Below are 21,488 nucleotides of genomic sequence, written 5' to 3' on the forward strand. Positions count from 1 at the left end.
CTTAAGCGTGGGCCTGGCGCGATGCGTACACGCGCTCCTTGAACGGCGCGATGCCGATGCGGTTGAACGTCTCGATGAAACGCTCGCCTTCCATGCGGTTGTCGACGAAGGTGTCGATCACGCTCGACACGACGTCCGGCATTTCATGCGCCGAGAACGACGGCCCGATCACCTTGCCGAGATGCGCGCCGGTCGCGCCCGAGCTTTGCTCGCCGCCGAGCGTCACCTGATACCACTCGGAGCCGTCCTTATCGACTCCGAGCACGCCAATGTTGCCGACGTGGTGATGACCGCACGCGTTCATGCAGCCCGAAATGTTGATCGACAGGTCGCCCAGGTCATAGACAAAGTCGGCGTTATCGAAGCGTTCCTGGATGGCCTGCGCGATCGGAATCGACTTCGCATTCGCGAGCGAGCAGAAATCGCCGCCCGGGCACGAAATGATGTCCGTCAGCAGGCCGATGTTCGACGTCGCGAAACCGATCGCCTTCGCGCGTTCCCAGATCGTGTACAGATCGCGCTTCTTCACGTTCGCGAGAATCAGGTTCTGCTCGTGCGAGACGCGGATTTCGCCGTAAGAGAACTCGTCGGCGAGGTTCGCGACTTCGTCCATCTGCTTGTCGGTGGCGTCGCCGGGCGCGATGCCCGTCGGCTTCAGCGACAGCGTGACCGCCGCATAGCCCGCAATCTTGTGCGGGCGCACGTTGCGCTCGACCCAGCGCGCGAACGGCTTGCTTTCGATCAGATGCTTCTCGTACGAGGCGTCCGTGTCCGGAAGCTTTTCATAGACGGGCGGTGCGAAGAACTTCGACACGCGGTCGACTTCGTCCTGCGTGAGCGTCGAGGGGCCATCCTTCAGATGCGCCCACTCTTCTTCCACCTGCTTCGCGAACTTCTCGGCCGACAGCGCCTTCACGAGAATCTTGATGCGCGCCTTGTACATGTTGTCGCGGCGGCCGTAGCGGTTGTACACGCGCAGCACGGCTTCGCAATACGTCAGCAGATGCTGCCACGGCAGATCTTCCTTGATGACCGCGCCGATGATCGGCGTGCGGCCGAGCCCGCCGCCCGCGAGAATGCTCGCGACGACTTCGCCCTGCGCGTTCTTCTTCAGATAAACGCCGAGATCGTGGATCTGCACGGCCGCGCGGTCTTCCGCCGAGCCGCAGACGGCGATCTTGAACTTGCGCGGCAGCCATGCGAATTCCGGGTGGAACGTAGACCACTGACGCAGGATTTCGGCCCACGGACGCGGATCGACGATTTCGTCCGGCGCGACGCCCGCGAACTGGTCCGCCGTGATGTTGCGGATGCAGTTGCCCGACGTCTGAATGGCGTGCATCTGCACCGACGCGAGCTTGCGCAGGATTTCCGGCGTTTCTTCCAGCTCGATCCAGTTGAACTGGATGTTGGTGCGCGTGGAGAAGTGGCCGTAGCCGCGGTCGTGCTCCCGCGCGATGGTGGCGAGCATCCGCAACTGGTCGCTGCGCAGATTGCCGTACGGAATCGCGATGCGGTGCATATACGCGTGGCGCTGCATGTAGAGGCCGTTCTGCAGCCGCAGCGGACGGAATTCTTCCTCGCTCAACTCGCCCGACAGACGCCGGCGAACCTGATCGGCGTACTGCGCGACTCGTTCGTCAACGATTCGCTGGTCGATCTGATCGTATTGATACATTCGGGGGCCCCAAGTTTTTTGTTTAGCCGCCAGCGCCCTAGGTTGCGCCGCGCGTCAGATATCCATTGATTCGCCAATCGGCACAGCGTTCAGACGGAACGCTCATTTGCTAATGACGAAAACAGCTATGGATATTGGAAAAATTGGACTGATAGTAATAAACCTGCTATATATTGCAAACGACTGAAAAATTACTTTGATATGCGCGTGGGTTATAAATGAATCTGCATCAGTTCCGCTTCGTGCGGGAGGCCGTGCGGCAGAACTTCAACCTGACCGAAGCCGCGAAAGCGCTGTATACGTCGCAGCCCGGCGTGTCTAAGGCGATCATCGAGCTCGAAGATGAACTGGGCGTGGAAATCTTCACGCGGCACGGCAAACGCGTGCGGTCGCTGACCGAGCCGGGGCGCATCATCCTCGCTTCGGTCGAGAAAATCCTGCAGGAAGTGGAGAGCCTGAAGCGCGTCGGCAAGGATTACGCGGCGCAGGATCAGGGCAATCTCGTGATCGCGGCGACGCACACGCAGGCGCGCTACTCGTTGCCGGCGGCCATCGCGGAATTCAAGAAACGCTTCCCGAAAGTGCACCTGTCGATTCTGCAAGGCAGCCCGACGCAGGTCGCCGAGATGGTCATTCACGATCAGGCGGATATCGCCATCGCCACCGAAGCCATCGCCAACTATAAGGAACTGGTGTCGCTGCCCTGCTTCCAGTGGCAGCATCTGGCGGTCATGCTGCCCGACCATCCGCTTCTGGAACGCAAGCTTCTCACGCTCGACGACCTCGTGCAGTACCCGCTCATCACGTACGAAGCGGCGTTCGCCGGGCGCACGAAGATCAACCACGCGTTCCAACTGCGCAGTTTGACGCCGGATATCGTGCTCGAAGCGATCGACGCGGACGTCATCAAGACTTACGTCGAACTGGGGCTCGGCGTCGGGATCATGGCGGATATCGCGTTCAATCCGGAGCGCGACCGCCATTTGCGCGCGATGCCGGTCGGGCATCTGTTCGGCACGAACGTCACGCGGCTCGCGCTCAAGCAAGGCGCTTATCTGCGCAGCTATGTGTATACGCTCGTCGAGCTGCTTTCGCCGTCCATGAACCGGAAGCTCATCGAGCAGGCGCTTTCCGGCGAGCACGAAAGCTACGAACTCTGAGTCTGAAGGCGACGGCGCAATGCCGATCACAACAACACCAACTTTCCTGGAGACCTTTCCGATGACGTTGTCGAGACTCACGCGCCGTGTCGCCGCCGGCGCCGCGCTGGCTGTGCTGGCCGCCGCCGCACACGCGCAGATCAAGGTCGGCGTGGATCTGTCGAGCACGGGGCCTGCCGCTGCCATCGGCATCACGAGCAAGAACGCGATGCTGATGTGGCCGAAGACCATCGCGGGACAGGAGGCGCAGTACATCATTCTCGACGACGGCTCGGACCCCGGCGCGGCGGTGCGCAATATCCGCAAGCTGATTACCGAGGACAAGGTCGACGTGATCGTCGGGCCGAACATCACGCCGGCTGCGCTTGCGGCGCTCGATCCGGTCGCCGAATACCAGACGCCGATGATCACGCTGATCGGCTCGGCGTCGGTGGTCGAACCGCAGGAAGGCAAGAAGGTCTGGGCGTTCAAGATGGCGCAGACCGACCGCGCGATGGCCGATGTGATGACGCGCTATATGGCCAACCACGGCGTGAAGACGGTCGGCTTCATCGGCTTCGCGGACAGTTACGGCGATAGCTGGCTGTCCGAGTTCACCAAATTCGCGGATCTTCGCCATATCAAGATAGTCGCGAGCGAACGCTTCAACCGGACGGACGCGAGCGTCACCGGGCAGATTCTCAAGCTGATGGCCGCGAAGCCCGACGCGGTGCTGATCGCGGGCGCGGGCACGCCGACGGTGCTGCCGCAGCGCACGCTCGTCGAGCGCGGTTACAAGGGCGCGATCTACCAGACGCACGGCATCGCGACGCCGGAGTTCATCAAGCTCGGCGGCAAGGACGTCGAAGGCACGCTCTTTCCGACGCAGCCGGTGGTCGTCGCGCGCACGCTGCCGGCGGATCATCCGTCGAAGAAGGCGGCGCTCGCGTTCGTGGACGCTTACGAGGCCAAGTACGGCAAAGGCACCGTGACGCAGTTCGCCGGCGATGCGGCGGGCGTCTATCCGCGCTTGCAGGACGCCGTGGCGCGCGCGCTCAAGGCGGGCAAGCCGGGCACGAAGGAATTTCGCGTCGCGCTGCGCTCGGAACTGGAGCACGCGCATGAGCTCGTGGTGCCGAACGGCGTCGTCAATACGAGCGCAAGCGATCACGTCGGCCTCGATCAGCGCGCAAGCGTGATGGGCGTCATTCGCAACGGGGCGTTCACCTATCTGAGTCAGTGATCGGCGGACGCCCGGCGCTGCTTGCCGAGCGCGCGGTTTTCGGTCATAATCGCCGACTCAGCGTGCCCAGGTGGTGAAATTGGTAGACGCAGGGGACTCAAAATCCCCCGCCGCAAGGCGTGCCGGTTCGATTCCGGCCCTGGGCACCACAGATTTTCCGAAAAAGCCGCTCATCGAGCGGCTTTTTGCGTTTGGGGATTTCCCCGCGCTTCTTCTCCCACTTCGCGTTTACTCGGCAGATAAGCCTGTACATCGCTCCCCGTTGTCATGTCTACGTCCGGCTTGCGTTTGGCCCGGCTTCGCTTCGCCTTAACGACGCCGAGAGAAATGCGTCGGACTGGACGCGCGTGCCGCCTGGCGCGCGCTCGGAGCATTGAATCCGGTCAATATACGCTCCTACCGCCTCGTTCGGCCGCGCTCATCACGCGGGCGCGCTCGGCCCAAGGCCGTGCTCAGGAGCACGCGTATCGAACGTGGATGCAGAAAGATGTCACTACGGCAAAGCGCAGGCGTACTGATCGTTTGTCCGTTCGTGCGTATGACGATGGTCGACAGACGCGCGCCACAAAAATGCGCGCACCTCCGCGTTTTCCCTGACGCGACCATTACGCCAATGTGCGCAATCGCTTAGACGTACTGCAGCTGGCGTCGCAAGAATGGGCTTCTAAAACGGCGTCGCGGCATCCCGGCGCGGGGCGTGTCACGAGGACGCGCGCCCGCGAGGCAATCCGACAGGGCTTGCACTGGATCCACCGCTGCCGTGATTTCGCTTCGCGCGTTGCGCGAGCCATAACTCGAACGAGCGCGCCATGACGCAAACCGATTCTTCGCTGACGCTGGATGCCGTCATCTGCGGCCGATGCCACGCCATTTCGCCCGCCGACGACCACACTTGTCCTTACTGCGGCGCGGACCGCCACGGCGCGGTGTTTACGAGCGTCGCCGATGCGGCGTCGGTCATTCCGGTCGAGGAGTCGCGCGATTTCGTCGATCTGCGCGACACCGGCTGGCTCACGCGGCTCGCGCGCCGGAAGATGGTGACGTCGTATCCGAGCCTGGTCGAGCCCGGCGACGAGCCCGTCGCCCCGGTGCGACGACCGGCGCGCAAGATAATGGCGGTGCTGGTGAGCGGCGTCGTGGCGGGCGTGGCGGGCGGCGTGTATTTCTATGCCCAGCAGGACGCCGAAGTCGCTCCCACGAGATCCGTCAGCGCGGCGGGGGCTGTCGGCGACGGCGCTTCTGGGGTGCAAGGCCATGGCGATGTCGATCGGCCCGCGCTAGCGCGGCATGAAAGCGCTACGGCGAGTGGGAACGCGCGTAATGCCGGTCAGGCAGAAACGGGAAGCGCTTCGCCCGAACGTTCGCAGGCATCGCCGGGCGACACTGCGGCCGGACCCGTCGTTTCGCAGGCAGGCTCGGGCGGAGCGTCGCCGGCGCTGTCTGCGCATTCACGTACGTTCGCAAGCGCGACGGTTGAGCCTGCTGTGACGGCATCGACGAACAAGAACGCCGGGGCATCGCAACCGGCAAGCGCCTCGTCGGCGACGCTTGCGTCACAGCAGCCGCAGGCGGCGACGCGCCCGGCATCAACCGAACCGACGGCATCGTTGTCGGCAAATCGCGCGACAACCGCAGTTGCACCGCAGTCGCAATCAGCCGCGACGCAGCCGGGACCAGCCGCGCCGATGGCATCGTTGTCGGCGAATCGTGCGGCGACGAGTCTGTCGCAGCAGACGCCAACGACCGCGACGCACGTAGGCCCAACGGCACCGACCACATCGTTGTCGGCGAATCGTGCGGCGACAAGTCTGTCGCAGCAGACGCAAACGACCGCCACGCAAGCAGGCCCAACGGCACCGACCACATCGTTGTCGGCGAATCGTGCGGCGACAAGTCTGTCGCAACAGCCGCAAACGACCGCCACGCAAGCAGGCACAACCGCACCGACCACATCGTTGTCGGCGAATCGTGCGGCGACAAGTCTGTCGCAACAGCCGCAAACGACCGCCACGCAAGCAGGCCCAACGGCACCGACCACATCGTTGTCGGCAAATCGCGCGACGACCAGCGTTTCGCCACAGTCGCAAGTAGCCGCGATGCAACCGGGCCCGACCGCACCGACCACATCGTCATCAGCAAATCGCGCAACGCCCAGCCTTTCGCCGCAACCGCAAACAGCCGCGCCGTTAGCGTCGCTGCCGTCGAGCCCTCGCGCGCCGCAGCCGCAGCCGCAGACCACGGCGGCCACGCCGGAGAAGTCGCCGCCATCAGCTGTCGCCGCCAGCGCACGCCGCAACGACGACGCGCCGCAACAATCCGCGTCCGTGGCCCACGCCGAACGAACGGCCGCGCCCGCAGTCGCGCGCAACGTCGTCGCGGTGAGGCAGGCGCTCGCCGCCCACGACCTGGCGGCTGCGCGCCGCCACATGCGCGGCGTGTACTCGAATCAGCCGCAAAGCCCGGAGGTTCAGCAACTCGCCGCCGATCTGTCTCGTCAAGAGCGCGCCCGCGACAGCGCCATGGCGAACGCTCGCTCGTGTTCCGTGAACAAGGAGCCCGCTTGCGCCGTGCGCAACGCCCGCCGCGCGGTGGCGCTCGATCCGCGCAATCCGCAGGCGCAGACGCTGCTGCGTCAGGCGACGGCCGCGCAAGCTGAGGCCAACACCGCGTACTTCCGTCAGGCAAGCGCACTGCCCGCGCCCATGCAAGCAGCAATGACCTTCGACGGACGCTGGAGCGTCGCAGGCCGACACGGGCCCGCGACGAGCCACCAGGACGGCTCGTCATCGACCTTTACGATTTTCGGTCTGGGCGTGCCGACCGTATCGAAAGGACGCGGCGACGCGCATTGAGGGCGAAGCCGCATGCAGCGGCGCGGCTCGTCAACACCAGCGCGCGGGCAGTTGACGCACGGGACGCACATTGTTCGTGCGAAGCCGCAAGCGAAGGCACACGCGGCACGCCGACACCAGCGCGCGGGCAGTTGACGCTCGAGACGCACATTGTCCGCGCGTAGCCACAAGCGAAGGCACACGCGCGGCACGTTAGCACCAGCTCGCGTGCAGCTGACGCTCGGGACGCGCATTGATCACGCGGAGCTGCAAGCGAAGGCACACGCGGCACGCCCGACACCAGCGCGCGGGCAGTTGACGCTCGAGACGCACATTGTCCGCGCGTAGCCACAAGCGAAGGCACACGCGGCACGCCCGACACCAGCGCGCGGGCAGTTGACGCTCGAGACGCACATTGTCCGCGCGAAGCCGCGAACCACCGCCCACGCCCGGCACGCCGACACCATCGCGCGGGCAGTTGACGCACGGGATGCGCATTGACCGCACGAAGCCGCAAGCAACGGCACACGCCCACATCGCCGCGCGCAGTCGACGCACGGGACACGCGTTCTCCGCATCGCCGCGCCGCCTCCCTTGCTAGAATGCGCCCTCCGCCCTCGCTCGTCCGATGGATCTCGAATCGCTTCTCTTCTCGCAAGGCTTCGGCTCGCGCCGTCAATGTCGCGGCATCATCGCGGAGGGCCGAGTTCGGATCGGCGGTGAAGTCTGCACCGATCCGCTCGCCGATCTCGCCGTCGCCGACACGCCGGACTTCGAAGTCGACGGCCGCGTCTGGACGTATCGCGAAAAGGCGTATATCGCGATGAACAAGCCCGCAGGCTACGAATGCTCGCGCGATCCGCAGCATCACCTAAGCGTGTTTCATCTGCTGCCGCCGCAGTTGGTCGAGCGCGGCGTGCAGCCGGTCGGCCGGCTCGATCAGGACACGACCGGCCTGCTGCTCTTTTCCGACGACGGCGCGTTCGTCCACGCGTTCACCTCGCCCAAGCGCAAGGTGCCGAAGGTTTATCTCGCGACGCTGCGCCATCCGCTCAACGACGCCCAGCTCGCGAGCCTGCGCGACGGCGTGCTGCTGCACGGCGAAACCAAGCCGACTGCCGCGCTCGCGGCGCTTCGGCGCGAGGAACGGCTGCTCGAACTGACCGTTCTCGAAGGCAAATACCATCAGGTGAAGCGGATGATCGCTGCGGCGGGCAATCGCGTCGAGAAGCTGCATCGGGAGCGCGTTGGGGGATATGCGCTGCCCGCGTCGCTCGCGGAAGGTCAATGGCTCTGGCTCGATGACACCGATCTCGCTGCACTGCGCGCCAAAGCCTGACGCGAAGCCTGCGGCTCTGCAGCGGTGATTGATCACGCCAATCCGTAGAAGCCCCCATGCCTTGCCGTTGCGCCGCAGCATGCCTTCTGCGCGCGGCGCTCATATACTCGTCTTACGGAATCACAATCACTAGAAGAAAGCTGGAGGGCATCATGGCTTCCCACATAAGCGTCGCGCTGATTGCGTTCGTGGCGTTGAGCGCGGTCGTCATCGGGATTTTGGGTGTCGTCATGCGCGTGCGTCACCGGTATTCGCCGAATCTCATCGGCGCATTGATCGGCGCGCTTATGTGCTTCGTCCTGCTCGAAACGATTCCCGCACTGATCTAGCGCTGCTTCGTCCCGTCACGAGAGCGCAAGAATGCGTCCACTGTCGGATAGCGCAGTGCGTAGCGCAACTCGCGTTTCAGGCGCGAGTTGGACAGACGTCGGGATTCCCGCATGAACGAAAGCGTCACCGGTTCGAGACGCTCTTCTGCCTGCTCACGCGTGATGCGCGGCACGCGCGGCAAACCGTATGCATCGGCGACGCGATCGAAATAATCGGCCATGCGCAGATCGGTGTCATCGGATGCGTTGATGACGCGTTGCGCGCGCCCGCGCCCGAGCGCGCGCACGAGAATGGCGGCGAGATCGTCGGCGTGGATGTGGTTCGTGTAGACGTCGTCGCGTTCGATCAGCGCGGGCATCGCCCGTTCGATGCGCGCAAGCGGCAGGCGATTGTCCGCGTAAATGCCGGGAATTCGCACGATGCACACGCGCCAGCCGCTGCACGCGCCCGCGCGGCGCAACTGCTCTTCCGCCGAGACGCGCCGCCGTGCGCGCTCGTTCTCCGGGCGCACCGGCCGCGTTTCGTCGATCAACGCGCCGCCGCAGTCGCCGTACACGCCCGTGGTGCTCGCATAGACGAAGCGATACGGCGCGCCGGGCGATGTGGCTCTTGATGTGGCTCCAAAAGAGGCGTCGGGTACAATGAAAGACGATGCGCGCCACGCGCGATGCGCTGCGACGGCGGCCTGCGGGCTACGTGCTGGGGAACGGCGCGGCGCACGCAATGCTGCAAGCAAGGCACGCGTGCGGCGGTCGGTTTCGCCCTCGCGCTGAGGCGGCGCAAGATGCAGCACGTGCCGTGCGATGCCCGCGAGCCTGCGAAGGCTGCGCCTCGCGTCGAGGTCGCCCGCGATCGGCAAGGCGCCTGCCGCGCGCAGTTCAGCGGCGCGTTCGGGGTGATGCGTGAGCGCGATCACGCGAGGCGCTGCGGCACGCGAGCGCAAGAGCGGCAGCGCGCGCAGCCCGACATCGCCGCATCCGACGATCAGCACGCGCGGGCGGCGCAGAATTCGAGTGGCGATCATGCCGAGCATTGTATCTGCCGCTCGCGTGACGCGTTCCGGCGTCATCGAGACACACATTCACACATCGCACAATCGATCTATGGCATTCAACGTAACGCTCCGGCAAAGCGGCCGGCAGTTTCAGGTGGAACCCGACGAACCGGTGCTGACCGCGGCGCTGCGTCAGGGCATCGGCCTGCCCTACGGCTGCAAGAACGGCGCGTGCGGGTCCTGCAAGGGCTCGGTCGTCGAAGGAGAAGTCGAGCAGGCGCCGCATTCGTCGTCGGCGCTCTCCAACGACGAAAAAACGCGCGGCATGGCGCTCTTTTGCTGCGCGACGGCGCAGAGCGATCTGACTATCGACGTGCGCGAAGTCGCGGGCGTCGGCGACGTGCAGGTCAAGAAGCTGCCGTGCCGCGTCAATGCACTTCAGCGCCGCGCGGACGACGTCATCGAAATGAAGCTGCAATTGCCCGCCAACGAGCGCCTGCAATATCTCGCGGGACAGTACATCGAATTCATTTTGAAAGACGGCAAGCGCCGCAGCTATTCGATGGCGAGCCCGCCGCATCACGAAGGCCCGCTCGAACTGCACATTCGCCACATGCCGGGCGGCACGTTCACGGACCACGTGTTCGGCGCGATGAAAGAGCGAGACATCCTGCGCTTCGAAGGCCCGCTCGGCACGTTCTTCCTGCGCGACGAATCCGACAAGCCCATCGTGCTGCTGGCATCGGGCACGGGCTTCGCGCCGATCAAGGCGATCATCGAGCATGCGGTCTTCAAGAACCTGAATCGCCCGATGACGCTTTATTGGGGCGGACGCCGCAAAAAGGACCTGTACATGATGGACCTCGCCGAGCAATGGGCGAAGGAAGTGCCGAACTTCAAGTTCGTGCCGGTGCTGTCCGAACCCGAGCTGCACGACGGCTGGACGGGCCGCACGGGCTTCGTTCATCGCGCTGTCATCGAGGATCTGCCAGACTTGAGCGCATATCAAGTCTATGCGTGCGGTGCGCCCGTGATGGTGGAATCGGCGCAGCGCGATTTCACGCAGCATCACCGCTTGCCGGAGGACGAGTTCTACGCCGATTCGTTCACGAGCGCAGCGGACCTCGCGCATCCGGTCTGACGGACTGCGCGGTCCACGTATGCCGCCGGCGCGCAACAAATCGACGCCGGCGGTTTACATGCACGAACGTCATCACGTATCCTTCGCGAATGAACCGAATCGCATACATCGTCCGACGCCGCCGCTCGCCGCTTCCCTAGGGATGCCGCTGGCTCGTCACGCATTCGCGCTCGTCATGTTCGGTTAGTCTGAAGCGCAAGGAATGAAGCCACGGAAACACCGTGGCTTTTGTTTTTTGCGCGCCGTTTTTTCACCTGAGTTCACGCCCGGAGCCCGCTGTCATGAATTTCAATGAGTACCCCGTCGATTCGCTGATGTACATCACGAACCGCCCCGAGATCGTGTTCACGCACGGCAAGGGCTCCTGGCTCTACGACAACACCGGCAAACGCTATCTCGACTTCATTCAGGGCTGGGCCGTGAATTCGCTCGGTCATTGCAATGACGGCGTGATCGAGGCGCTCGAGAAGCAGGCGCGCACGCTGATCAATCCGTCGCCCGCGTTCTACAACGAGCCGATGGCGAAGCTCGCCGCGCTGCTCACCGAGCACAGTTGCTTCGACAAGGTGTTCTTCGCGAACAGCGGCGCGGAAGCGAACGAAGGCGCGATCAAGCTCGCGCGCAAGTGGGGCCGCAAGTTCCGCAACGGCGCATACGAGATCATCACGTTCGATCACAGCTTCCACGGCCGCACGCTCGCGACCATGTCCGCAAGCGGCAAGGCGGGCTGGGACACCATCTATGCGCCGCAAGTGCCGGGCTTTTCCAAGGCGGATCTGAACGACATCGCATCGGTCGAGAAGCTCATCACCGAAAAGACCGTGGCCGTGATGCTTGAGCCGATTCAGGGCGAAGGCGGCGTGATTCCCGCGACGCGCGAGTTCATGCAGCAACTGCGCGCGCTGACGAAGCAGCACAACATTCTCTTGATCGTCGACGAAGTGCAAAGCGGCTGCGGCCGCGCGGGGACGTTGTTCGCGTACGAGTTGTCGGGCGTCGAGCCGGACATCATGACGCTCGGCAAGGGCATCGGCGGCGGCGTGCCGCTTGCGGCGCTGCTTTCCACGGCGGATGTGGCGTGCTTCGAAGCGGGCGATCAGGGCGGCACGTACAACGGCAATCCGTTGATGACGGCAGTGGGCTATTCCGTGATCTCGCAGTTGACCGCGCCGGGCTTCCTCGAAGGCGTGCGCGAGCGCGGCGAGTATTTGCGCTCGGAATTGCTGAAGCTGTCCGATGAACGCGGGTTCAATGGCGAGCGCGGTGAAGGCCTTCTGCGCGCGTTGTTGCTGGACGGCGATCAGGGGCCGCAGATCGTCGAAAGGGCTCGGCTGATGCAGCCGGACGGACTGTTGCTGAACGCGGCGCGGCCCAATCTGCTGCGCTTCATGCCTGCGCTCAATGTGACCAAGGACGAGATCGATCAGATGATGTCGATGCTGCGCTCGGTGCTCGATTCGCTGTGATCATCCGCACGTTCGATGCCAGTGATCGCGATGCCGTGATCGCTCTGTGGCGCGATGTGTTTCCGGAGTACGCGGATGCATCGCGGCCGCAGCGCGATCCGGCGTTGTCGATTGCTAATAAACTGCGCACGCAGCCGGAGTTGTTCTTTGTCGGAGCGCTCGACGGGGATGTCGTCGGGACCGTGATGTGCGGGTACGACGGGCATCGTGGGTGGATTTATTCACTCGCCGTTTCGCCTGCCGTGCGGGGACGCGGGTATGGACGCGCCTTGATGCTTCATGCGGAAGCGGCGCTTGTTCGTGCTGGATGCCCTAAGGTTAATTTGCAGATTCTTTCTGCTCGGCGGGATCTGGTTCCGTTCTATGAACGGCTTGGGTATCGGGTGGATGAGGTTGTTAGTCTTGGGAAGCGGCTTTAGTTTTTTTGCTTCGTTCTTTTGTGTCAGTCTATTTGCGTTGCCCCCTCCCGGGGCGGGGTCGCTGGCTGCTTTCTTCGTGAAACTTGTGTTCGTGTCGGTCTATTAGCGTTGCCCCTCCCCGGGGCGGGGCAACGCTAATAGACCGACGACAAAACAAGTTTCACGAGAGAACAAAGAAACGAAACGGGAGCAAAACAAAACCCCCGCCCCGCGAGGAAAGAAGAATCCTCACTCGCCCAAATAAGCAGCCCGAACCTTAGGATCATCGAGCATGACCTTGGCATCGCCGGACATCGTGACAGTCCCCGAATCCATCACATACCCGCGATTAGCGGCCTGAAGCGCCAGCCGCGCATTCTGCTCAACGAGCAATACGGTCAGCCCTTCGGAAGAAATCTCGCGAACGACTTCGAAGATCTTCTCGACCATAATGGGAGAAAGTCCCATCGAAGGCTCATCGAGCAACAGCAATTTGGGCCGCGACAACAAAGCCCGCGCCATCGCCAGCATCTGCTGTTCGCCGCCGGAGAGCGTGCCCGCATACTGCGACGCCCGCTCCTTCAAACGCGGAAAGAAGCCGAACATCCGTTCGGTGTCCTTCTGAATGCCATCCGAGTCGTTGCGCAGATACGCTCCCATCTGCATATTCTCGAGAATCGACATGCGCGCGAAAATACCGCGACCTTCCGGCACCATCGCGAGGCCGCGCTTCAGAAGCTCGTGCGTGGGCACGCCCTTGATCGACTGACCCATGTACTCGATATCCCCGCCCGAGTACGGCTTGAGGCCCGTGATGGCCTTCATCGTCGTGGTCTTGCCCGCGCCGTTCGCGCCGATCAGCGTGACCAGTTCGCCCTGCCCCACTTCCAGATCGACACCCTTCACCGCCTGGATGCCGCCGTAGTTCACCTGCAGACCCTTGACCTTCAACATTGCGCTTGTGGTCGCCATTTAGTGCACCCCCGCACCCAGATATGCCTCGATCACCTTCGGGTCCTTCTGCACGTCCTGCGGCAGACCTTCGGCGATCACCTTGCCGTAATCGAGCACCGTCATGCGGTTGCACAATCCCATCACGAGTTTCACGTCGTGTTCGATCAACAGAATCGTCTTGCCGTCCGCGCGAATCTTGTCGAGCAGGCGCGTGAGTTCCACCTTCTCCGTCGCGTTCATGCCGGCAGCAGGTTCGTCGAGCGCGAGGAGCTTCGGATCAGTCGCGAGCGCACGCGCGATCTCCAGACGACGCTGGTGGCCATACGACAGATTGCGCGACGTATAGTCCGCGTACTGCAGCACGCCGACATACTCCAGCAGTTCCAGCGCGCGCTCCTTGATTTCCTTCTCTTCGCGGCGTTCGGCGGGCGTCTGAAACACCGCGCCGATCAGGCCGTGCTTCGTGCGCACATGGCGCCCGACCATCACGTTTTCCAGCGCGGTCATGCCGCCGAAGAGACGAATGTTCTGGAACGTGCGTGCGATGCCCGCCTTCGCCACCTGATACACGGCGGTTGGCGTGTAGGCTTCGCCGTCGAGCTTGAATTCGCCCGAATCCGGCGTGTAAAGGCCCGTAATGACGTTGAAGAACGTCGTCTTGCCCGCGCCGTTCGGGCCGATCAGGCCGTAGATTTCGCCTTCCTTGATTTCGAGGCCAACTTCGGACAGCGCCTGCAAGCCGCCGAAACGCTTGTTCACGCCCTTCACGGACAACCGAGTACGTTTGTCGCTCATTTTTGATTCCCCCGCTTAGGCGCGCACCGGCTTCTTGCCGTTGCGCTTCGCGATCTTCGCGATCTTGTCTTCGTGTTTCGCGGCGGGCCACAGGCCTTCCGAGCGATACAGCATGATCAGCACCATCGCCAGGCCGTACAGCAACTGGCGGATGACTTCCGTATCCACGATCTGATGGCCGAAGACGGCGTTTTGCAGCGGACCCATCGTCGAGCGCAGGAATTCGGGGAACACGGCGAGCAGTACCGCGCCGAGAATCACGCCCGGAATGTGGCCCATGCCGCCGAGCACCACGCACGCCAGCACGACGATCGATTCCCAGAACGTGAACGATTCCGGCGAGACGAAGCCTTGGAACGCGCCGAACATCGCGCCCGACAGGCCGCCGAACGACGCGCCCATCGCGAACGCAAGCAGCTTCACGTTACGCGTGTTGATGCCCATGGCCTTCGCCGCGATTTCGTCTTCGCGGATCGCGGCCCATGCACGGCCGATGCGCGAGTGCTGCAGGCGCGTACAGACCCAGATCACCAGCAGCGCGCCGAGCACGAACAAGTAGTAGTACATGTACACCGACGGGAACTTCATGCCGAACAACTCGTGCGTCTGCGACAGGTTGAAGCCCGCCACCGTCACCGGATCGATGCCCGTGATGCCCTTCGGACCGTTCGTGATGTTCACCGGACGGTCGAGGTTGTTCATGAAGATCCGCACGATTTCGCCGAAGCCGAGCGTCACGATAGCGAGGTAGTCGCCACGCAGACGCAGCGTCGGTGCGCCGAGCAGCACGCCGAACGTGGCGGCGAGCGCCATCGCGATCGGCACGATCAAGAGGAACGGCAGGTGCAGCCCGCCCGGCGCCAGATGCGCGATCCATTCGAACTGCGAGGTCAGCTGCGGCGAAGACAGGAGCGCCGCCACATACGCGCCGACCGCATAAAACGCGATGTAGCCCAAATCGAGCAGGCCGGCGAAGCCGACCACCACGTTGAGGCCGAGCGCGAGCATCACGTAAAGCATTGCGAAGTCGAGCACGCGGACCCAGTAGTTGCCGCCGGCTGCGCCGATCACCATCGGCGCGGCGATCACGAACGCCGCGACGATGATGCCGACGACGAGCGTCTTGCCCGTGTTCTTCTCGGGGATGAGCGTCGTGGACGGCTCAATCGGTTGAATCGAAGTCATTTTGTAGAGCTCCTCACACGGTCTTTAAGCGCGGTCCGCGACACGTTCGCCGAGCAGACCCGACGGACGGAACACGAGCACGATGATCAGCACGATGAAGGCGAACACGTCCTGATAGTTACTGCCGAAGACGCCGCCCGTCAGATTGCCGATGTAACCGGCGCCCAACTGTTCGATGAGACCGAGAAGCACGCCGCCGACCATCGCGCCGCCCAGGTTGCCGATGCCGCCCAGCACCGCCGCGGTGAACGCCTTCAGGCCGGGAATGAAGCCCATGTAGAAGTGCGCGTTGCCGTATTCGGACGCGATCATCACGCCGGCGAGCGCAGCAAGCGCCGAGCCGATCATGAAGGTCGCCGAGATGACGAAGTTCGGGTTCACGCCCATCAGCGATGCGACGCCGGGGTTTTCGGCGATGGCGCGCATCGCGCGGCCGAGCTTGGTCTTGTGCACGAGCAGCAAGAGGCCGCCCATCACGAGGAACGCCACTACGATGATCACGATTTCCGTCATCGAGATGACCGCGCCGGGACGCGTCTCAGTGGCGGTGATGACGTTGATCGGATCGGTCGGCAGAAGCTGCGGGAACGCGAGCGGGTTGCGGCCCCAGATCATCATGGCGACCGTTTGCAGCAGGATCGACACGCCGATTGCCGTGATCAGCGGCGCGAGACGCGGCGCCTTGCGCAGCGGCCGGTACGCGACGCGTTCGATGGTGTAGCCGACGATCGCGCAGACGATGGCGGCCACGACGAGCGCGATGGTCAGCATGATCGGGCCGGGCATCGACGGAAAATGGTTCTGCATGACGCCGATGGCTGAAAGCGCCACCATCGCGCCGACCATCAGCACGTCGCCGTGCGCGAAGTTGATGATGCCGAGAATGCCGTACACCATCGTGTAACCCAACGCGATGATGGCGTAGACGCTGCCAAGCACCAGACCGTTGAGGATCTGCTGGATGAAAATATCCATTTAAAGCTCCTTAGCCCCGTGCGACCGGATCACGCCTTTATCACCGGCCGATAAACCGGTGTGAAGCGAAATCTGGAGCAGCACTGCGCGTACTTTTAAAAAAACCGGTAAGGGTTAATCGCCTGCCGTTGCGCCCGCCGCCGGATAGGTGCGAGCGCCCGCCAGACGGATGCGAAACGGCGCTTGTCGGATAGGCGCCGCAAGACTGCAAACGCCTGCTGCTACTGCTTCACGACGTCGAGCACGTCCTTCTTTTTGTCCTTGAAGTCGTAAAGCGTGATGGTGCTCGTCTTCAGATCGCCTTTATCGTCGAAAGCGATATGCCCCGTCAGACCGTTGAAATCCGTCGTGGCCATCGCCGCGAGCACCTTGCTCGCCTCGATGGAATTAGCGCGCTTCATTGCGTCGACGATCACGTACATCGCGTCATACGTGAACGGCGCGTAAATCTGCACGGGCGTATGAAACCGTGCCTCGTACTTCTGCGCGAAGTCCGCGCCCTTGTCCATCTTCTCGAGCGCGGGGCCCGCTTCGGAGCACACGACGTTCTGCACGGCGTCGCCTGCCAGTTCCGGCAGCTGCTGCGTGCAGACGCCGTCGCCCGCCAGAATCTTCGCCTTCACGCCGAGCGCCGCCGCTTCTTTGGCGAACGGGCCGCCCGTCACGTCCATGCCGCCGTACATTACGGCGTCGGGCTGCGCGCGCTTGATCTTCGTCAGGATCGCCTTGAAGTTGCGCGCTTTCTCCGACGTCGTCTCGCGCGCGGCGATCTTCACGCCGCCCGCCTGCGCCGAACTCGCGAACGCATCCGCGAGGCCGCGGCCGTAGGCGGTAGCGTCGTCCACGACCACCACTTTCTTCGCGTGCAGCGTCTTGATCGCGTAGCCGGCCAGCACGGGGCCTTGCAGCGCATCGGTTCCGACCACGCGAAAGGTCGTCTTGTAACCCTGCTTCGTGTACTGCGGGTTTGTCGTCGACGGCGAGATCTCCGCGATGCCCGCATCGCTGTAAATCTTCGACGCCGGAATCGACACGCCCGAATTCAGATGGCCGATCACCGCGACCACGTGGTCATCCACCAGGCGCTGCGCGGCTTCTTCGCCGGTGCGCGGGTCGGCTGCGTCGTCCTGGCTGTCGAGTTCGAGGCGAATGGACCGGCCGTCGATGGTGAGACCTTGCGCGCTGATTTCCTCCAGCGCGAGCCGCGCGCCGTTTTCGTTGTCTTTCCCGAGATGGGCCTGCGTTCCGGATAACGGCGCGACGTGGCCGATCTTGACTACCGTCGCCGCACTCGCCGGCGCGGGGGCGGCCGACGCCGCAGTCGGGGCGCTCGCCGCCGGTGCTGCTCCGCTCGCTCCGCCTTCGTCCTTCTTGCCGCATGCGGTCGCCATTGCAACCGCAGCCGCGATGGACACGGCGTAAGCAAACTTGAATCGCATCAAATGAGATCTCCTGCGCCTTTCAAAACCGTTGTCGGAGGCCCTTCCGGACTCAGGACGCGCGAATTGTAACGCTAAATATGAGACGAGCAATATTCTTGCGTGGCGGGGTTTTCCAGCATTGCAACCCGCATTTTTCGGCGATTTTTCGGCAAAAGCGCAACCGGGTTGCGATCCTGTTTTGTGCAGCAGTTGCACCATTCCGGGAACGGGGTTTATGCGGACGCGGACGCTCACGTTTGCGACCGCTGGCCGCAACGCACTGATCTGGTGCGTACGCCCGCGTGCGCCCTCGCGCGCCGAACGAAAAAAAAGCGCCCGCAGGCGCTTTTCGAAGGATTCGACTAATTTATTGCGGCAGCGACAGCCCGCGTGGCAGCGGGAACGAGATCGTCTCCTCGATGCCTTCCAGCGAGCGCACGCTGCGCACGCCGAGTTCGCGCAGCCGGCCGATCACGGCCTGCGCGAGCACTTCCGGCGCCGATGCGCCCGCCGTCACGCCGATGCGCTTTTTGCCTTCGACCCATTTCGGATCGATCTGCGTCGGCGAATCCACCATATAGGCGGGAATGCCGCTGCGTTCGGCCACTTCGCGCAGCCGGCTCGAATTCGAACTGTTCGGGCTGCCGACCACGATCACCACATCGCATTGCGGCGCGAGAAACTTCACCGCGTCCTGGCGGTTCTGCGTCGCATAGCAAATGTCCTGCTTCTTCGGCTCCTTGATCGCCGGGTACTTGTTCTTGAGCGCGTCGATGATGGCGGAAGCGTCGTCGACCGAAAGCGTCGTCTGCGTCACGTACGCGATGCGGTTGGGATCGGGCAGATCGAGCTTCAGTACGTCGTCGATATCTTCGACCAGGTGCATGCCCTCGCCCGATTGGCCCATCGTCCCTTCGACTTCCGGGTGCCCTTTGTGGCCGATCATTACGATGTCGAAGCCTTCCTGGCGCATCTTCGCGACTTCCATGTGGACCTTGGTCACGAGCGGGCACGTGGCATCGAACACGCGCAGGCCGCGCGTTTCGGCTTCGACGCGCACCGCCTTCGAGACGCCGTGCGCGCTGAAGATCAGCGTGCTGCCTTCCGGCACATCCGACAATTCCTCGATGAAGATCGCGCCCTTCTTGCGCAGGTCGGCGACGACATACGCGTTATGGACGATCTCGTGACGCACGTAGATCGGCGCGCCGAACAGCTTGATCGCGCGCTCGACGATTTCGATGGCGCGATCCACGCCCGCGCAGAAGCCGCGCGGCTGCGCGAGCAGGATTTCGATGTCGGTTTCGATATCGGTGAGGCTCTCAGTCAGGCTCATGGCTACAGAATTCCGATGATTTTCACTTCGAATGCCAGCGTCTGGCCGGCAAGCGGGTGATTGAAGTCGAAAAGCGCCGACGTTTCGCCCACTTCCTTGAGCACGCCCGCGTAGCGCCCGCCGTTGGGCGCGTTGAATTCGACGAGATCGCCGGGAGAAAAATCCTCGCCGACCATGCTGTTTTCGCGCAGCGTCGCGAGCGACACGCGCTGCAGCAGTTCCGGGTTGCGCGGCCCGAACGCCTGTTCCGGCGTTAGCCGAAAGGTCGAATGGTGGCCGACCTTGAGCCCGAGCAGAATTTCCTCGAGCGGCGGGGCGAGCTGGCCCGCGCCGAGCAGGAGCGTGGCGGGCTTGTCGGTGAAGGTGTTGACGATGTCGGCGCCGTCGGCCAGTGCCAGCCGGTAGTGCAGCGTGACATGGGAGCCGGGCTTGACCTCGGAGATATCGATGATGCTCATGAGTATTGGATGTGGCGGTTCAGTCGAAAGCGCGGCGTGGGCCGGGCGAGCGGCGGCTCGTCGGCGCGAAGCTGCGAACCGCGTGGCGCAGGGTCGAAACGGGCGCCAAAACCGCTATTGTAAGACAGAGTGGTCCGGCGACGCGTCAGGCGCCTGCGTCCTTCGTGCGGCGGCGCGCGGAGCGTGGCACGTTCGGAGCGGGCGATGACGGGCATCGTGGCGCCGGGTTTCGCGCCGGAGGTCGCGCCCGATCTCGCGCCGGAGATCGCGCCGGTTCCTGCGTCACTTACCGCGGCGGATGCAGCGCCGGTTGCAACCTCGGACGTCGCGCCAGTGGCGGCGTCCGTTCCTACCGCGCCATCGGAGGCTGCGGAAACCGTCCGGCTCGCGGCACTAGCCATCTCCAAATGGGACAAGGCCGACCGGCCGCGCGAACGTCTGCTGAATTCAGGTGCCGAGATGCTTTCCGACGCCGAGCTCCTCGCGCTTTTTTTGCGCACCGGCGTGCCGGGTCTCACCGCCGTCGATGTCGCCCGCGCACTGTTGCGGCGTTTCGGCTCACTGCGCGCGATGCTGAGTGCGCCCGCCGCCGAGTTGCAAGCCGAACGCGGCATCGGCGAGGCGCGCGCGGCCACGCTCATCGCGGTTTCTGAACTGTGCCGGCGCATGCTGGCGGAGAAAGCGCGGAATCGCATACTTTTGAATTCGCCGGGCGCGGTCGAAGACTTTCTGCGCCTGAAAATCGGCACGCGGCCAAACGAAGTGTTCATCTGTATCTATCTCGACGCGCGCCATCAGTTGCTGGACATCCGCGAGGAAGCGCGCGGCTCGCTCACGCGCGTGGCCGTGTATCCGCGCGAGATCGTCAAGCGCGCGCTCTCGCTGAATGCGGCCGGGCTGATCGTCGCGCATAATCACCCTTCCGGCGCCAATCAGCCGAGCGCCGGCGACCGCAAGCTCACGCGCACGCTGCTGGACGCGCTGGCGCTCATCGACGTGAAGCTGCTGGATCATATGGTCGTGGCGTCGAATGACATTTTTTCGTTTGCGCGCGAGGGTTGGCTGTGACGCTGGCTGCGAGAGGCCTTCGCGGAGCAGGAAAACGCCAAAACGTCTTGATAACGCACGGCTTTTCCTGCTAGAATCCACGTTTGCTTTTCTCAACCCACCTGTTCTGAGCTTACGCGGTCCTCATTGGCATAACCGTGCTGCCAAGTTCCCGGTAAAGGCAACCAGGGAAAAAGAGGTCGGCAATGCAGCTTCGCTGCGCCGAGCGTAGGAATCAGACTGTATTAGGAGTGCTCGCATGGCACGCGTATGCCAAGTAACTGGGAAAGGGCCGATGTCCGGCAACAACGTTTCCCACGCCAACAACAAGACCAAGCGTCGTTTCCTGCCGAACCTGCAGAACCGCCGTTTCTTCGTTGAAAGCGAAAATCGCTGGGTCCGTCTGCGCGTCTCGAACGCCGGTCTGCGCCTGATCGACAAGAACGGTATCGACGCCGTGCTCGCAGATTTGCGCGCACGCGGTGAAATCTAAGGAGCACGCACATGGCCAAGGGCGCACGCGACAAGATCAAGCTGGAATCGACTGCAGGCACGGGTCACTTCTACACGACGACCAAGAACAAGCGCAACATGCCGGAAAAGATGCTGATCAAGAAATTTGATCCGGTCGTCCGCAAGCACGTTGAGTACAAGGAAACCAAGATCAAGTAAAGCGGCGTCGCTCCGCTCAAGCGGAGACGTACCGCACTTGAGATTGAGTGCCTGACGAAGACAGCAAAAAGCCCCGCGTATGCGGG

General features: G+C 63.4%; 20 protein-coding genes and 1 tRNA gene. 12 read left to right on the plus strand and 9 right to left on the minus strand.

Annotated features, from left to right (window positions below; translation table 11 throughout):
- Nucleotide 1 precedes the first annotated feature (1 nt).
- The gene (locus P9239_RS14980; RefSeq protein WP_309752146.1) at nt 2–1,678 is read right to left on the minus strand and encodes a nitrite/sulfite reductase; all 1,677 of its coding nucleotides are present in this window, start codon (nt 1,676–1,678) and stop codon (nt 2–4) included.
- Between the two features lie 218 nt (nt 1,679–1,896).
- Here P9239_RS14980 and P9239_RS14985 point away from each other — a divergent pair, with 218 nt between their 5' ends.
- From P9239_RS14985 to P9239_RS15010, 6 genes are all read left to right on the plus strand, one after another.
- Complete coding sequence (locus P9239_RS14985; protein WP_309752148.1) at nt 1,897–2,838, plus strand: CysB family HTH-type transcriptional regulator; 942 nt, start codon at nt 1,897–1,899, stop codon at nt 2,836–2,838.
- 61 nt (nt 2,839–2,899) lie between these two features.
- Complete coding sequence (locus tag P9239_RS14990; protein WP_309752151.1) at nt 2,900–4,060, plus strand: ABC transporter substrate-binding protein; 1,161 nt, start codon at nt 2,900–2,902, stop codon at nt 4,058–4,060.
- 64 nt (nt 4,061–4,124) lie between these two features.
- Nucleotides 4,125–4,209: transfer RNA gene (locus P9239_RS14995), tRNA-Leu, on the plus strand.
- A 660-nt stretch (nt 4,210–4,869) separates the two neighbouring features.
- A complete protein-coding gene (locus P9239_RS15000; protein ID WP_309752153.1) occupies nt 4,870–6,912 on the plus strand; it encodes a hypothetical protein in 2,043 nt (680 codons plus the stop codon).
- Between the two features lie 607 nt (nt 6,913–7,519).
- On the plus strand, nt 7,520–8,230 hold the full coding sequence (locus P9239_RS15005) for a 16S rRNA pseudouridine(516) synthase (protein WP_309752155.1): 711 nt from the start codon (nt 7,520–7,522) through the stop codon (nt 8,228–8,230).
- Nucleotides 8,231–8,382: 152 nt separating this feature from the next.
- The gene (locus P9239_RS15010; RefSeq protein ID WP_309752157.1) at nt 8,383–8,559 is read left to right on the plus strand and encodes a hypothetical protein; all 177 of its coding nucleotides are present in this window, start codon (nt 8,383–8,385) and stop codon (nt 8,557–8,559) included.
- Here the strand turns inward: P9239_RS15010 and P9239_RS15015 are convergent.
- Nucleotides 8,556–9,584, minus strand: a complete 1,029-nt coding sequence (locus tag P9239_RS15015) for an NAD-dependent epimerase/dehydratase family protein (protein ID WP_309752159.1) — start codon at nt 9,582–9,584, stop codon at nt 8,556–8,558. The two genes, P9239_RS15010 and P9239_RS15015, sit on opposite strands and share 4 nt — an antisense overlap.
- Nucleotides 9,585–9,663: 79 nt before the next feature.
- Here P9239_RS15015 and P9239_RS15020 point away from each other — a divergent pair, with 79 nt between their 5' ends.
- From P9239_RS15020 to P9239_RS15030, 3 genes are all read left to right on the plus strand, one after another.
- Nucleotides 9,664–10,695, plus strand: a complete 1,032-nt coding sequence (locus P9239_RS15020; protein ID WP_309752161.1) for a CDP-6-deoxy-delta-3,4-glucoseen reductase — start codon at nt 9,664–9,666, stop codon at nt 10,693–10,695.
- Between the two features lie 281 nt (nt 10,696–10,976).
- Nucleotides 10,977–12,161, plus strand: a complete 1,185-nt coding sequence (locus P9239_RS15025) for an acetylornithine transaminase (RefSeq protein ID WP_309752163.1) — start codon at nt 10,977–10,979, stop codon at nt 12,159–12,161.
- Nucleotides 12,158–12,580, plus strand: coding sequence for a GNAT family acetyltransferase (locus tag P9239_RS15030; protein WP_309752167.1), 423 nt, complete (start codon nt 12,158–12,160; stop codon nt 12,578–12,580). Before P9239_RS15025 ends, P9239_RS15030 begins: the two co-directional genes overlap by 4 nt.
- A gap of 228 nt (nt 12,581–12,808) precedes the next feature.
- Here the strand turns inward: P9239_RS15030 and P9239_RS15035 are convergent, their stop codons facing one another.
- The 7 genes from P9239_RS15035 to P9239_RS15065 form a co-directional block, all read right to left on the minus strand.
- Nucleotides 12,809–13,513, minus strand: coding sequence for an ABC transporter ATP-binding protein (locus P9239_RS15035; protein ID WP_404980088.1), 705 nt, complete (start codon nt 13,511–13,513; stop codon nt 12,809–12,811).
- Nucleotides 13,514–13,531: 18 nt separating this feature from the next.
- On the minus strand, nt 13,532–14,308 hold the full coding sequence (locus P9239_RS15040) for an ABC transporter ATP-binding protein (RefSeq protein ID WP_175939658.1): 777 nt from the start codon (nt 14,306–14,308) through the stop codon (nt 13,532–13,534).
- A 15-nt stretch (nt 14,309–14,323) separates the two neighbouring features.
- Nucleotides 14,324–15,493 carry an ABC transporter permease subunit gene (locus P9239_RS15045; protein ID WP_309752176.1) on the minus strand — a complete coding sequence of 390 codons (1,170 nt, stop codon included), beginning with the start codon at nt 15,491–15,493 and terminating at the stop codon, nt 14,324–14,326.
- 24 nt (nt 15,494–15,517) lie between these two features.
- A complete protein-coding gene (locus P9239_RS15050; protein ID WP_250471477.1) occupies nt 15,518–16,468 on the minus strand; it encodes a branched-chain amino acid ABC transporter permease in 951 nt (316 codons plus the stop codon).
- Between the two features lie 221 nt (nt 16,469–16,689).
- A complete protein-coding gene (locus tag P9239_RS15055; protein WP_309752178.1) occupies nt 16,690–17,907 on the minus strand; it encodes a branched-chain amino acid ABC transporter substrate-binding protein in 1,218 nt (405 codons plus the stop codon).
- 349 nt (nt 17,908–18,256) lie between these two features.
- Nucleotides 18,257–19,225: a 4-hydroxy-3-methylbut-2-enyl diphosphate reductase gene (gene ispH / locus P9239_RS15060; RefSeq protein WP_309752180.1), complete on the minus strand. Its 969-nt coding sequence runs from the start codon at nt 19,223–19,225 to the stop codon at nt 18,257–18,259.
- Nucleotides 19,226–19,227: 2 nt separating this feature from the next.
- On the minus strand, nt 19,228–19,683 hold the full coding sequence (locus tag P9239_RS15065; RefSeq protein ID WP_206467698.1) for a peptidylprolyl isomerase: 456 nt from the start codon (nt 19,681–19,683) through the stop codon (nt 19,228–19,230).
- 204 nt (nt 19,684–19,887) lie between these two features.
- Here P9239_RS15065 and radC point away from each other — a divergent pair, with 204 nt between their 5' ends.
- From radC to rpmG, 3 genes are all read left to right on the plus strand, one after another.
- The gene (gene radC, locus P9239_RS15070) at nt 19,888–20,751 is read left to right on the plus strand and encodes a DNA repair protein RadC (RefSeq protein WP_309752183.1); all 864 of its coding nucleotides are present in this window, start codon (nt 19,888–19,890) and stop codon (nt 20,749–20,751) included.
- Between the two features lie 238 nt (nt 20,752–20,989).
- Nucleotides 20,990–21,223, plus strand: a complete 234-nt coding sequence (gene rpmB / locus P9239_RS15075) for a 50S ribosomal protein L28 (RefSeq protein ID WP_008351171.1) — start codon at nt 20,990–20,992, stop codon at nt 21,221–21,223.
- Nucleotides 21,224–21,234: 11 nt separating this feature from the next.
- Nucleotides 21,235–21,402: a 50S ribosomal protein L33 gene (gene rpmG / locus P9239_RS15080; RefSeq protein ID WP_007180630.1), complete on the plus strand. Its 168-nt coding sequence runs from the start codon at nt 21,235–21,237 to the stop codon at nt 21,400–21,402.
- Nucleotides 21,403–21,488: the final 86 nt, after the last annotated feature.

The sequence above is a fragment of the Caballeronia sp. LZ062 genome (genome assembly GCF_031450785.1).
Lineage (GTDB): Bacteria > Pseudomonadota > Gammaproteobacteria > Burkholderiales > Burkholderiaceae > Caballeronia.